General features: G+C 62.3%; 12 protein-coding genes. 7 read left to right on the top strand and 5 right to left on the bottom strand.

Features of this window, described 5'->3' with window-relative positions:
• Nucleotides 1-41 precede the first annotated feature (41 nt).
• From ACKAMS_RS17845 to ACKAMS_RS17835, 3 genes are all read left to right on the top strand, one after another.
• Nucleotides 42-1037, top strand: coding sequence for a Gfo/Idh/MocA family oxidoreductase (locus ACKAMS_RS17845; RefSeq protein WP_408989319.1), 996 nt, complete (start codon nucleotides 42-44; stop codon nucleotides 1035-1037).
• A 95-nt stretch (nucleotides 1038-1132) separates the two neighbouring features.
• Nucleotides 1133-2317 carry a phytanoyl-CoA dioxygenase family protein gene (locus tag ACKAMS_RS17840; protein WP_408989318.1) on the top strand — a complete coding sequence of 395 codons (1185 nt, stop codon included), beginning with the start codon at nucleotides 1133-1135 and terminating at the stop codon, nucleotides 2315-2317.
• Nucleotides 2318-2378: 61 nt separating this feature from the next.
• Nucleotides 2379-2696 carry a hypothetical protein gene (locus ACKAMS_RS17835; RefSeq protein ID WP_037119347.1) on the top strand — a complete coding sequence of 106 codons (318 nt, stop codon included), beginning with the start codon at nucleotides 2379-2381 and terminating at the stop codon, nucleotides 2694-2696.
• Between the two features lie 97 nt (nucleotides 2697-2793).
• On the opposite strand, the gene ACKAMS_RS17830 is transcribed toward ACKAMS_RS17835, so the two are convergent.
• The 5 genes from ACKAMS_RS17830 to ACKAMS_RS17810 all read right to left on the bottom strand — a co-directional run bounded on the left by ACKAMS_RS17830 (nucleotide 2794) and on the right by ACKAMS_RS17810 (nucleotide 8244).
• On the bottom strand, nucleotides 2794-3219 hold the full coding sequence (locus ACKAMS_RS17830; protein WP_029254990.1) for a hypothetical protein: 426 nt from the start codon (nucleotides 3217-3219) through the stop codon (nucleotides 2794-2796).
• Between the two features lie 58 nt (nucleotides 3220-3277).
• Nucleotides 3278-4714, bottom strand: a complete 1437-nt coding sequence (gene iri / locus ACKAMS_RS17825; RefSeq protein ID WP_408989317.1) for a rifampin monooxygenase Iri — start codon at nucleotides 4712-4714, stop codon at nucleotides 3278-3280.
• A 121-nt stretch (nucleotides 4715-4835) separates the two neighbouring features.
• A complete protein-coding gene (locus ACKAMS_RS17820) occupies nucleotides 4836-6221 on the bottom strand; it encodes an MFS transporter (protein WP_134998747.1) in 1386 nt (461 codons plus the stop codon).
• Between the two features lie 30 nt (nucleotides 6222-6251).
• The gene (locus tag ACKAMS_RS17815) at nucleotides 6252-7400 is read right to left on the bottom strand and encodes a Gfo/Idh/MocA family protein (RefSeq protein WP_408989316.1); all 1149 of its coding nucleotides are present in this window, start codon (nucleotides 7398-7400) and stop codon (nucleotides 6252-6254) included.
• A 106-nt stretch (nucleotides 7401-7506) separates the two neighbouring features.
• A complete protein-coding gene (locus ACKAMS_RS17810) occupies nucleotides 7507-8244 on the bottom strand; it encodes a GntR family transcriptional regulator (protein WP_003941006.1) in 738 nt (245 codons plus the stop codon).
• A 199-nt stretch (nucleotides 8245-8443) separates the two neighbouring features.
• Between ACKAMS_RS17810 and iolC the strand changes: the two genes are divergently transcribed.
• Genes iolC through iolD form a run of 4 tightly spaced genes read left to right on the top strand, consistent with a single transcriptional unit; the run spans nucleotide 8444 to nucleotide 13204 of the window.
• Complete coding sequence (gene iolC / locus ACKAMS_RS17805) at nucleotides 8444-9448, top strand: 5-dehydro-2-deoxygluconokinase (RefSeq protein WP_153213022.1); 1005 nt, start codon at nucleotides 8444-8446, stop codon at nucleotides 9446-9448.
• The gene (locus ACKAMS_RS17800) at nucleotides 9441-10340 is read left to right on the top strand and encodes an aldolase (protein WP_133728409.1); all 900 of its coding nucleotides are present in this window, start codon (nucleotides 9441-9443) and stop codon (nucleotides 10338-10340) included. Before iolC ends, ACKAMS_RS17800 begins: the two co-directional genes overlap by 8 nt.
• Before the next feature lie 21 nt (nucleotides 10341-10361).
• Nucleotides 10362-11234, top strand: a complete 873-nt coding sequence (iolB, locus tag ACKAMS_RS17795; RefSeq protein ID WP_020969138.1) for a 5-deoxy-glucuronate isomerase — start codon at nucleotides 10362-10364, stop codon at nucleotides 11232-11234.
• Between the two features lie 14 nt (nucleotides 11235-11248).
• The gene (gene iolD, locus ACKAMS_RS17790) at nucleotides 11249-13204 is read left to right on the top strand and encodes a 3D-(3,5/4)-trihydroxycyclohexane-1,2-dione acylhydrolase (decyclizing) (protein WP_408989315.1); all 1956 of its coding nucleotides are present in this window, start codon (nucleotides 11249-11251) and stop codon (nucleotides 13202-13204) included.
• Nucleotides 13205-13233: the final 29 nt, after the last annotated feature.

Raw genomic sequence — 13233 nt, 5'->3', positions numbered from 1 at the left:
CATTAGGTTGTCCGTTTCAATCCTCTGAAAGTAGGAACCTCATGTCGATTCGTGTCGGTGTGATCGGAACCGGCGTCATGGGCACCGACCACGTCCGCAATCTCCACTCCACGGTCTCCGGGGCAACGGTCTCTGTGGTTGCAGACCTCGATCAAGAGCGAGCAAAGTCCGTAGCGTCCGCAGTCGGCGCACGGTGGGTGACCGATCCGTTGAAACTGATCAACGACGCCGGTGTGGACGCCGTAGTCATCGCTTCCCATGATTCAACGCATGCCGACCTCACGCCTGCTGCTGTCGAAGCCGGAATACCGGTTCTGTGTGAAAAGCCCCTCGCAGTGACAGCAGAGGACTGCCGACGCGTCGCTGCGGCCGAGAACCCCGAAAGCCCCCTTGTGAGCGTCGGATTCATGCGCCGCTTCGATCCGGGATACGTGGCGCTGAAGGCCGAAACACATTCCGGCCGTATCGGTGACCCACTGATCGTGCACTGCTCGAGTCGCACTGTCAGCGCCTACCCGGGTGGCAGCTCGGAATCCACGGTGACCAACTCCGCGATTCACGAACTCGACATCGTGCCGTGGATCTTGAACTCCCCCGTCGTCGCAGCCAGCTGGCACTGCGGGCGCTCGAGTTCGCTGGTGAACGATCGCCAGGATCCGCAGATAATCATGCTGCGCACCGCCGACGGCGTTCTCACCACGGTCGAGGTCTTTCTCAACGCGCGGTACGGCTACGACACTCGGTGCGAGGTCGTGGGCGAAATCGGCGCCGCTCGTCTCGTCGAACCGGTGGTCATCCACACCGACGCGGATCGATCCCACTCGTACGGCTATGCGGCGGATTGGATTCCGCGTTTTGCCGAGTCGTATCGGCGCCAATTTCAAGAGTGGATCGACGCATTGAGCACCGGAAGACCGTCGACCTTGGCCACAGCCGCGGACGGCCTGCGGGCAAATCTCGTGGCAGCTGCCGTGATCAAGTCGATGCACTCCGCGGGGACAACTGTCTCGGTCGAGCCCGTGGGGGAAAGTTTCTGAGGTCTTTTTGATGGATTTCAGGGGTAGTTTCGATGGGTTCTCCTTGGCAGTCTTTGAGGTACAGCGCATCTTGAACACCGCAGGAAAGGCCCCGAATGACTCCATCACTGACCAACCACACCGTGCCGTCCGCAGGTAGGTTGCACCGAGAAGACTGCAACATCGACGACTTCGCCGCTTTGGTCGCGCACGACACCGACCTTGCCGATTACCCGTACGCCCATTCAGTGGCCGACGGGGTTCTTCTGTACCGCTCCGAAGCATTGGTAGAGCAATCGTCGAATCCTGAAACCCGGGCCGAGATCCAAGACGAGATCGCCCGGGCGTTACTCACCGGCCCCGGCATCACAGTCTTTCAAGGCGCATTCGACGCGGAGATACTGGATCGCGCCAGCGCGGTCTTCCGTGAACTCATTGCACGCCAACACGAATCCGGTGCAGCGTCCGGAGATCACTTCGCCAAACCTGGTGCCAATGACCGAATCTGGGGCGCACAACTGAAGTTGGCGCTCGAAGATCCCAAGGCTTACGTCGACTACTACGCAAACAGCATTGTCGCTTTGGCTTCGGAAGCGTGGCTCGGCCCCATGTATCAGGTGACGTCGGACGTCAACGTCGTCAATCCCGGTGGCGCCGCACAGAATCCACATCGCGACTACCACCTCGGTTTCATGTCGAGCGACGTAGCCGCGAAGTTTCGGGCGCATGTTCACCGCTTGACCCCTGCCCTCACCTTGCAAGGTGCAGTCGCCCACGTGGATATGCCGGCCGAGACGGGGCCGACGAAGTATCTGCCGTACTCGCAGCAATTCGAATCCGGATACCTCGCATTCGAGCGTCCCGAGTTCAAGGAGTTCTTCGAAGCCAACTACGTCCAATTACCTTTGAAGAAGGGAGATGCCGTCTTCTTCAACCCAGCCCTGTTCCACGCGGCAGGCCACAACAAGTCCGCCGACGTCCTGCGTATGGCAAATCTTCTCCAGGTGTCGTCGGCCTTCGGTCGAGCCCTCGGAACCATCGACCGGGAGGCACTCGTCAACGCGATCTATCCGGCACTGCTCGCTCTCAGCGAGGCGGGGTCAGACGAGGCAGTTCGGTGCGCCGTCGCCGCCTCGGCCGAGGGCTACGCCTTCCCGACCAATCTGGACCGAGACCAACCGATCGACGGCCTCGCGTCTCAGACGCAGGCCGAACTCGTGACGGAGGCGGTTCGCGAGCGGATCTCACCTGGTCGACTGGCCGATCTACTGAAGGCACAGTCCGAGAGACGAATGAGCTGAGGGACGGCAGCACTGAAGAGACTTGGGCCGCTTAATGCCGATCGGTCGGTACGCTCGAAGCATGGGGTGGGACTTGTTAGTGCTGTTCGCCATGATCGGCCCGTTGGCGACGTTCGGGTGGGCGGCTGTTCGGGCGAAGCGCCGCGGACTCGGCGGCTCCTTCGTCGGGCCGTTTCAGGAAATGTTCGATCCTGGTGCGGCGCGAGCACAGACGGTCATCGAACAGATCGCGGAACTGCCGGATCCTGCGGACTCCGGCGACCCGGACAACGATGACGATGTGCCGTACACAGTCACCTATGAGGGTGTTCGGCTCCACATCAATCCAGGTAGGGCTCGACAGCGTGGAGGCGAAGGGACCGCCAAGCACGCTGACTGAAAGTCGCGCCGGATACAACATGCTGTACGGGTTTTTTCGACGTGCAGTACAGGGATCGCTACTGTTCGAGAATTCGGGTGAGGGAGAACTGGTTCGGTCAGGGCCGGCGCAGTTGATAGGTGACACCGTTTTCCAACTCGTCCGAGCTGAACGACTTCGGGGAAAAGCGGCCCAAGCTCACCTCGTAGTTTTTCTGGTTTGCGGGGACGGCATCAAAATGTGCGGTGTAGGAGCACGTGCTCATTCCGTCAGGAAGTTGATCGATTGCCTCGACCTCGAGTGTCGACCTGACGGACGCAGCGCCACTGCCCCCGAAAATTTGAATCTGGTCGTTCGGAGCGACACGGATCGAGTCGATCACGCACTCTCCAGAGCCGGCCTCGACTTGCTCTGCCTGACCGGTCACCGTCAATGTGGCAGCAAATGTCTTCGGCACATCGACATTGGTCGTGCAGCCCGTGAGTATCAGCACTCCGACGGCGATCAAGGCCGCGGGCGCGATCTGCCCCAATCCTTGTCCCATAAACGGCAACGGTAGTGCACCCGAGGTGTCACGGTGCTCGGTTACCGAAATCGAAGGGTCACGCGCGGTCCCTCGCCGGCCGGCCGAACCACGCGGACATCTGAGTATCCAACTCCGCCTGCGTATCCCCGACCCATGCCACATGACCGTCCGGCCGAAGCAGGACAGCCGGAGCTTCCAATTCAGTGCTTGTGTCGACGATGTGGTCGGCGCGATCGCTCCAACCATCGACGGACAGTTGGCCACACTGGTCGAGAAGAAGTCCGCGGCCGGATCGCGTCAGGTCGTACAGGTTGCCGCGGGTCAACGCGATGTTACGCAGCCTCCGACCGAGTAGGTCGTCGCCTTCGCCGAAATCGTAGCGAATCGAGATCGCAGTGATCTTCTCGGTCAAATAGCGCTTGACGTCTTCGAATTCCATCAGCTCGGAGATCAAGCGCCGCACCGCTTGTGGTCCGGCAGCGGTGGAGATCAACTCGGCCTGGGCGCGCGTGTTGTCCAGCACGTCGGCAGCCACCGGACGCCGTTCCGATTCGTACGTGTCGAGCAGGCCCACCGGTGCCCAGCCGTTGATCTCGGCGGCGAGCTTCCAGCCGAGGTTGAAGGCGTCCTGCACACCGAGATTGAGACCTTGACCGCCCATCGGTGGGTGGATGTGTGCGGCGTCGCCGGCGAGAAACACCCGGTCGCGCCGGTAGTGCTCCGCCAGACGAGTGGCGTCGCCGAAGCGCGAGAGCCACCGCGGCGAGTGCACACCGAAGTCGGTACCGGCAATGGCCAGTAGCTGTTGTTTGATGTCGTCGAGGGTGGTCGGTGTTGCGCGACCGTCGGCAACTTCGGCCGCAGGAACCACGACACGAAAAGCACCGTTGCCGGCGGGACCGACTCCGAATCGTTTGTGCGTTTCCCGGATTTCGGCGACAACGGCGGCCAGTTCATCAGCCGGCATGGTCACGTCCATTTCGCCGATCAACGTGTCGGCGCTCGACGGCTCGCCGGGAAACCCGACGTCGATCAGCTTCCGAACAGTGCTGCGGCCGCCGTCGCAGCCTACAAGGTACCGCGCGTGAAGTGTTGTGCCGTCGGACAATTCCGCTGTGACCTTGTCGGTATCTTGACGGATCGCGACGACGCGCTTCCCTCGCTGAATGTCCGCGCCGACTTCGGTGGCATGTTCGGCAAGAATCCTGTCGATCTCGGGCTGAGGTATTCCCAGTACGTACCCGTGCGCAGTATCAAGGTGCGCGGGTGCCGGCTTGCTGATCCCCGCGAAGAATCCACCGAGCGGATACTTGCGGCCGTGCGCGAGGAACTTGTCCAGCAACCCGCGCTGCTCCATGATTTCGATGCTGCGCACATGGATGCCGAGGGCACGGACGAACTGAGTCGGCTCCTCGTCCTTGTCCACGACGACGACATCGACGCCCTGTAGCCGGAGCTCACCTGCCAGCATCAATCCAGTTGGTCCAGCACCGACAATGATGACGTCACTCATGCGATCCCCTCCTTCGGGCAAGGCTTTTGCTTGCTCGCAGCAGACGAGTGTGCACCATCACCGGGGCCTTGCCGCAAGCCCCGGGTCCCGCGTTATGATGAAGGTGGCGGAAGACGCTTCATTATCGGCGCACCAACACCACAGCACCTGTATCGCGTGGGAGCCGCCAACTCTCGATCACCGTCGGCACCAGCATGGCCCCGAGAACACCCAGCGTCAGAGAAAACGGCACTCCGCCGCTCAGATCCTCCGACTCCGCCAACGGTGTGCAGAGCGTGATCACCAACGCGGACAGTGCAATACCTAGACCGGATGCCAACTCTTGCAGCGTTGCATGCAGAGTATTTGCATCGGTCAGCTCACCCGAGTCGACGTCGGCGAACGCCAAGCTGTTGTACGCGGTGAACCCGATGGATCGCAACGCGCCACTGACAAACAGTGCGACAGCGATAACGACGTCCGGTGTCGTCGACGAGATCAGTACCAGCGCACCGAAGCACACCACGGACAGAACTCCGTTTCCCACCAGAACTCGTCTGATCCCGAATCTGCGCATGAGCGGAGTGGTGAGCGGTTTGATCGCGATATTCCCCGCGAACAGAGCCATCACCAGCAGACCGGCCTTGAACGCCGACATTCCGAATCCCACTTGGAACAACAACGGCAGCACAAACGGCACGCCCATGATCACGAGCCGGTACAGCGAGCCGCTCGACGCGACGAGCCGAAACGATCGAAGTCGGAGGACGCGGAGCGCGATGAGCGGGTGATCCGACCGGATGAGGTGAATGACGGCCAAGCTCAACAAGATCAGAGCCGCAATGATCCCGAGGCCCACTCGTAGCCAGTCGGTTCCGGCACTGTGCACGCTGTCGAGCGCCACGACAAGGACTGCGACGCCTGCTCCGATCACCACCAATCCCAGCCAGTCGAGGCTCCGTTTCTGTGTTTGCCGAATGTCGGGCACCATGCGCAATGCCAGCAGAAACCCGACGATCCCGATCGGAACGTTGATCAGAAAGATCCAGCGCCACGAAGCGATCGACACGATGGCTCCACCCACAGCGGGCGCAAGAACCGGCGCTGTGAGCGCCGGCCACGTCAAGTAAGCGATAGCCCGTACGAGTTCCGCCTTCGACGTCACCCGCAATACTGCGAGCCGCCCTACCGGCACCATCATGGCGCCGCCTACCCCTTGTAGTGCGCGCATCCCCACCAGCATCGGGAGGGAGGTGCTCAGTGCACATCCCACCGACGCCGCCGTGAAAACGGCTATGGCAGAGATGAAGACACGTCGCGTTCCGAACCTGTCGGCCATCCATCCGCTCGCCGGGATCAGGACGGCCAACACCAGGAGGTACGAAGAAACGGCGACATTGACGTCGACGGCGTCAACTCCGAAGGATTGGGCGATCGACGGCAGTGCGGTTGCGAGAATCGTCGCGTCGAGCATCTCCATGAACAGTGCTGCTGCCACGAGCAACGCCAGTCCGCGGGGAAATGTCACTGCACCAGAGCCTTTCGGAGCGATTCTCGATCAGCCGAGAGAAATCCAGCCACCGGAGGAGACCGAGGTAACCATCGCGTCCAGAGCCTGCGCCGACGCGACAGCATCAGCGATGGTCGCGCCCTGCGGCGCTCCGTCCAAGATCGAAGAGACGAAATTGCGAGCCTCGATGACCTTCAGGTCGTCATAACCCATGGCGTTGGCCGCGCCGGGTTGGAAGCGTCCGAACTCACCTGACTCGGGGCCGACCAAAACCGTCGTGACGGATTGGTCCTGGTACTTCGAGCCGAGGCTGGTGCCCAGTTCACCCATCCGGCGGTAATCCCAGAACACGGCACCCTTCGTACCGTGAATCTCGAATCCGTAGTTGTTCTGCTCTCCCACGGCGACTCGGCACGCTTCGAGGGTGCAGCGGCCGCCCGAGCCGAGCCGCAGCAGTGCGCTGACGAAGTCTTCGTTCTCGACAGCTCCCATCTCCCCGCCGCTGGCTCGGGCATGTCCACTGGTAGCGGCGGACGGACGCGCACGCTCCGGGATGAAGATCGCAGTATCAGCAACGAGAGCGTCGACGTCACCGAGAAGATGACGAATCAGATCGATGCCGTGCGAAGCCAAGTCGCCCAGGACGCCGGCGCCGCCGCGCTCACGCTCGTATCGCCAACTCAAAGCGCCTTCAGGGTGGGCCGCATAGTCGCTGAGGAAACGAAACCTCGAGTGCGTGATCGTGCCCAACTCCCCTGAGTCGATCAGGCTCTTTGCCAGGGCTACAGCCGGCGCGTTTCGGTAGTTGAAGCCGACGGTCGACTGCACACCGGCCTTCGAGACCGCTGCGGCAACAGCTTTGGCGTCTTCCGTGGACAAGCCGACGGGCTTCTCGATCCAGATGTGTTTGCCGGCTTCTGCCATTGCGACGCCGATTTCACGGTGCAAGAAGTTCGGGGCCGTGATGCTCACCGCGTCGATGGCCGGATCGGCTGCGATATCGCGCCAGTCCTGGGTGAAAGCTTCGAAACCGAATTGGTCCGCTGCTTCCTCCCCTCGGCCAGGCACCTCGTCGGCGACGGCGGCCAGGCGGATCACGGGAAGCTGGGGATAGTGCTGCCGCAGACGCAGATACGCCTGCGTGTGGACGCGGCCCATCCATCCGAATCCGGCAACTGCTACTGAAATGCCTGTCATGAGGCTCCGTTCGGGTCAAATGATCGAAGGATCGCAGAAATGCTGGGATCACAAATCACCCCCACTGACTCGGTCAGGCGGGTACTCGTGTCACCGGGATCGAGGTCTAGCGGTCGACCACGGTGGTGTCGAAGTAGTAACGCGACGCTCGGTAGCAGTGGCTGCCGTACTCGACGGCACTACCTGAATCGTCAAATGCAGTGCGGCTCATGGTCAAGAGGGCAGCACCCACTTTCTCGTCGAGCAATCCTGCTTCTTCGCGAGTCGCCGCCCGAGCGCCGATTCGCTGCCGCGCCACACGGATGTGAACGCCGCGAGTTCGCAAGGTTTGGTACAGCCCTTGCGTCTCCAACTCCTCGGGATCGGGTGCGATGTCCACCGGAATGTAGTTGGTCATCACTGCAAGCGGTTCGCCGTTGGTGCTTCGCAGACGCCTGATGGTGGCCACTTCGGCGTCAGGTTCGAGGTTGAGTTCCGCGGCAACGTCCTCGGCGGGAACTCCCACCGTGAACTCGAGCAGCTTGGTCGTCGGCGCCTGGCCGGCCCTCGCAAGGTCGTCGAACAGGCTGGTGAGCTCGACCGGGCGGTGCACCGGACTTTGCACCACCTGAGTTCCGACTCCCCGCTTACGAACAAGTAGGCCCTTGTCCACCAGTTCCTGGATCGCACGTCGAGTGGTCGGACGTGAGAGATTGAGCCGTTTGGCCAACGCCAGTTCGTTCTCGAAGCGATCACCTGGGGCAAGTTCGCCACCGAGAATAGCGCCCTCGATTGCCTGGGCCAGCTGAAAATACAGCGGCACCGGGCTCGAGCGGTCCAACTCGACGGCGAGTGCTGCGACCACGGTCAACTCCGATCTGTCTTGGGAAGGCGCCGTATCGACGCTACTTCTCTCGGCAGTGTATGCGAACACTAACATTCACTTGACCGCAAGTCATAATGTCCAGACAAACTATTGACAATCGCTGTGTCGCGGCGCACAGTTTCAGTCATACAACGGTGCCCTGCGCGGGCAGCCCACCACGAACTCTCGGGAGTCAGTCTTGACAAGCATCAACACTCACCAGAGCGGGTCACACATCCCTGACGCACCTTTCGACGTGCTTGCCATCGGCCGATCGGGGGTGGACATCTACCCACTTCAAACCGGTGTCGGACTCGAAGACGTCGAGACCTTCGGCAAGTTTCTCGGCGGCAGCGCAGCAAACGTCTCGGTGGCGGCTGCACGCCTCGGCCGGCGAGCAGCACTGATCTCCGGCGTAGGCAGCGATCCCTTCGGAAAGTTCGTCACACGCGAGTTGGCACGTCTGGGCGTCGACAACAGGTTTGTCGTCACCAATTCCGAGTACCCGACACCGGTGACGTTCTGCGAGATCTTCCCCCCTGACGACTTCCCGCTGTACTTCTACCGCAAGCCGCATGCGCCCGATCTTCGGATCACCCCGGAAGATATCGACCTCGACGCCGTTCGAGGAGCGTCCCTCTACTGGTCGACTGTGACGGGACTGTCCGAAGAACCGAGTCGCAGTGCACACTTCGCTGCTTGGGAAGCCCGCGAACGACGCCCGCTGACGATCCTCGATCTGGACTACCGCCCGATGTTCTGGTCGACACCCCAAGAAGCGACCACTCAGGTGCAGCGCGCTCTCGCGCACGTGACGGTAGCCGTCGGAAACCGCGAAGAGTGCGAGATCGCGGTCGGTGAGACCAACCCGAACAAGGCCGCTGACGCGCTTCTCGACCTCGGAGTCGAACTGGCGATCGTGAAGCAGGGCCCGAAGGGTGTTCTCGGCAAAACACGAAAGCAATCGATCACCGTGCCGCCCAATGCCGTCGACGTGGTCAACGGGCTGGGTGCCGGCGACAGCTTCGGCGGGTCACTGTGCCACGGACTGTTGGCCGGGTGGCCACTGGAGAAGGTACTGCGCTACGCCAACGCGGCCGGTGCCATAGTCGCATCTCGGCTCGAATGCTCCACTGCGATGCCAACCGCTGAAGAAGTCCACGATCTCGCCGAAGCCACAGCCACGGAGGCAGTCAATGTCTGACAAGCTCGCCGCCCGCCCCCTCGCCACCACCTACGCCGACGTGACGGAACTGCGTGCGAGCGATCCGCAGATCATCGAAAAGTCCTGGGCAGCAAGAACTCCTCGTGCCACCGTTCGAGGCAACGGACGACTGATGATCGTCGCTGCCGATCATCCAGCGCGTGGGGCATTGTCTGTCGGCGGCAAGCCGACAGCGATGAACAGTCGTACCGATCTGCTCGACAGATTACGCACGGCGCTCGACAATCCCGGAGTCGACGGCGTTCTCGGTACCGCGGACATTCTCGACGATCTGCTCCTCCTCGGGGCCCTCGAGGACAAGGTCGTCTTCTCGTCGATGAACCGCGGCGGCCTGGCGGGCGCGAGCTTCGAACTCGACGACCGCATGACCGGATATACCGCGGCGGGCACCGCGAAGTTCGGAATGAACGGCGGAAAGATGCTGCTGCGCATCGCCCTCGACGACGCGGGCACCCTGCCCACCATGACGGCATGTGCCGAAGCCGTTGACGAACTGGCCGCGGCCGGACTGATCGCGATGCTCGAGCCGTTTCTCTCCAGCCGCGTGAACGGCAAGGTCGTCAACGATCTCAGCCCCGACGCCGTCATCAAGTCCATCCACATCTCCCAAGGGCTCGGCTCCACCTCGGCGTACACGTGGATGAAACTGCCGGTCGTCGACGAGATGGAACGCGTCATGGATGCGACCACCCTCCCGACGCTCCTCCTGGGGGGCGATCCGCAGATCGCGCCGGAAGAAACGTACGCGAAGTGGGGCGCTGCACTTCAGTTGCCGTCCGTGCGCGGATTGATAGTCGGGCGCGCGCTGCTATACCCACCCGACGGCGACGTGACCGCGGCCGTCGACACCGCAGTCAAGCTCGTCCACTAGAACCGACCTGGCAGGAGCAAGATGTTCAGCAAGTACTACGTCCCCGCCGGATCGTCCGCCGACGGTGATTTCACGACAGTGGTCACGCCGGAGTCCGCGGGTTGGACCGAATCCAGCTTATGGACACTCGAACTCGCCCCTGGCGCGAGCGTCCGCTTGCAGTCCGGCGAGAACGAGATAGTCGTCGTTCCACTGTCGGGTTCGGCCGTGATCGTTGCCGAGGGGACGGAGATCGCCCTGACCGGCCGCGCGTCGGTCTTCGACGGACCGAGCGACTTCGCCTACATAGGACGCGATTCCGACTACACAGTGGCCAGCGCAGGTGGAGGCCGCTTCGCCCTGTGCGGAGCGCGCGCCGGCGCAAAGCTCCCCCATCGCTACGGTCCCGCATCAGGAGTTGCCGTCGAACTCCGCGGTGCCGGTAACTGCAGCCGACAGGTTCACAACTTCGCCACCGCAGACACTTTCGAGGCAGACTCCATCATCGCGTGTGAGGTCATCACCCCGGGTGGAAACTGGTCGTCGTATCCCAGCCACAAGCACGACGAGAACAGCGACGTCGAATCGGCCCTGGAAGAGATCTACTACTTCGAGATCGACAGAAGCCCCACTGGGACCGAAGGTTTCGGCTACCACCGCGTGTACGGAACCGCCGAGAGACCTATCGAGGTGCTCGAGGAAGTCCGCTCCGGCGACGTCGTCCTCGTGCCGCACGGCTATCACGGCCCGTCCATCGCAGCGCCGGGCCACCACATGTACTACCTCAATGTCATGGCAGGTTCGGGCGAGATCCGGGCGTGGAACATCTGTGACGATCCGCAACACACCTGGCTACGTGGAAGCTGGGATCACCAGGACATCGACCCTCGACTGCCGTTGCAGTCCCACAACTGACGGAAGTGAAAGCTGTGGCACCCACCAACAACGCAACCGGCAATCGTCTACCTCGCGACGAGCCGACCGTACACCTCACCGTTTCTCAAGCTGTCGTCCGCTTCCTCGCCAACCAGTACACCGAACGCGATGGCCAGCGCACCAAGCTGTTCGCCGGCTGCTTCGGAATCTTCGGGCACGGCAACGTCGCCGGACTGGGGCAGGCACTCTTGCAGGCCGAGATCCAGGATCTCGACGCCGGCCGTGAGCCGACACTCCCCTACGTGCTCGGCCGCAATGAACAGGCGATGGTGCACTCGGCTGTCGCGCACGCCCGCATGAAGGACCGCCTGCAGACGTGGGCAGTCTCGTCCAGCGTCGGCCCAGGTGCCACCAATATGATCACCGGCGCGGCGCTGGCCACCATCAACCGTCTACCTGTATTACTCCTTCCCGCAGACACTTTCGCGACCCGCGCCAGTGCCCCCGTCTTGCAGGAACTCGAACTCCCGTCGAGCGGCGACGTCACAGTCAACGACGCTTTCAAGCCGGTCTCACGATACTTCGATCGGGTATGGCGCCCGGAGCAGTTGCCGAGCGCTCTGCTCGCCGGGATGCGCGTTCTCACTGATCCCGTCGAGACCGGCGCAGTCACCATCGCCATCCCGCAGGACGTGCAGGCCGAGGCATTCGACTGGCCCGAGTCTTTCTTCGCCGAACGGGTGTGGCACGTGGCCCGCCCGCTCCCCGAGCGATCGGTGATCGAACGCGCCGCCGCGATCATCCGCTCGGCTCGCAAGCCACTGATCGTCGCCGGCGGCGGCGTGATCTACAGCCAGGCCACCGACTCTCTGGCAGCGTTCTGCGCGCAGACCGGAATCCCCGTGGGGCAGAGCCAGGCCGGCAAGGGTTCATTGGTCTACGACCATCCACAATCCGTCGGGGCGGTGGGGTCCACCGGCACTACGGCTGCAAACGCACTGGCCACCGAGGCGGACGTCGTCATCGGAATCGGCACGCGGTACAGCGATTTCACGAGCGCGTCCCGCACCGCATTCACCAATCCCGACGTTCGCTTCGTCAACATCAACGTCGCTTCACTGGACTCCGTGAAGCAGGGCGGAGTCAGTGTTGTCGCCGACGCACGTGAGGCACTCGACGCGCTGGCACTTGCACTGAACGACTACCGGGTGGACGACGAATACGCGTCCAGGATCGGTGAACTCGCCCGCAATTGGGATGCGATCGTCGAATCCGTCTACAACCCAGCCGAACCCGCGGCTGACGGCTCACTGAATCAGAATCAGGTCATCGGCCTGGTCAACACGTTGTCCGATGCACGTGACGTCGTGGTGTGCGCTGCCGGGTCCATGCCGGGTGACCTCCACAAGCTGTGGCGAACCCGTGATGCCAAGGGGTATCACGTCGAATACGGGTACTCGTGCATGGGATACGAAGTTGCCGGCGGTCTAGGCGTCCGCATGGCGTGCCCCGATCGCGACGTGTTCGTGATGGTCGGCGACGGTTCCTATCTGATGATGGCCACCGAATTGGTCACCGCCGTACAGGAACGCCTCAAGGTCATCGTCGTCCTGGTGCAGAATCACGGATTTGCCTCCATCGGTTCGCTGTCCGAGTCGCTGGGTTCCCAGCGCTTCGGCACGCAGTACCGCTACCGCTCGAATGACGGACGTCTCGACGGAGGTGTTCTCCCGGTCGATCTGGCTGCGAACGCCGCCAGCCTCGGTGTCGACGTCATCCGCGCCAACACCGCCGCCGAGTTCGCCGACGCGATCAAAGTCGCCAAAGCAAGCGACACCAGCACGGTCATCCACGTCGAAACCGATCCGCTGATCGGCGCCCCGGACAGCGAATCCTGGTGGGATGTACCGGTATCGGCCACCTCCGAACTGGAATCGACCAAGAACGCCCGGACAACCTACGAGTCCTGGAAGAAGATCCAGCGACCGTACCTCCGTCCATCCGAATGAAATTTCCGCACAACCACACCCCAAAAAGC

It is taken from the genome of Rhodococcus sp. 5A-K4 (assembly GCF_046097995.1).
Classification (GTDB): domain Bacteria; phylum Actinomycetota; class Actinomycetes; order Mycobacteriales; family Mycobacteriaceae; genus Rhodococcus_F; species Rhodococcus_F erythropolis.
This window is presented reverse-complemented; position numbering and strand designations above follow the sequence as displayed.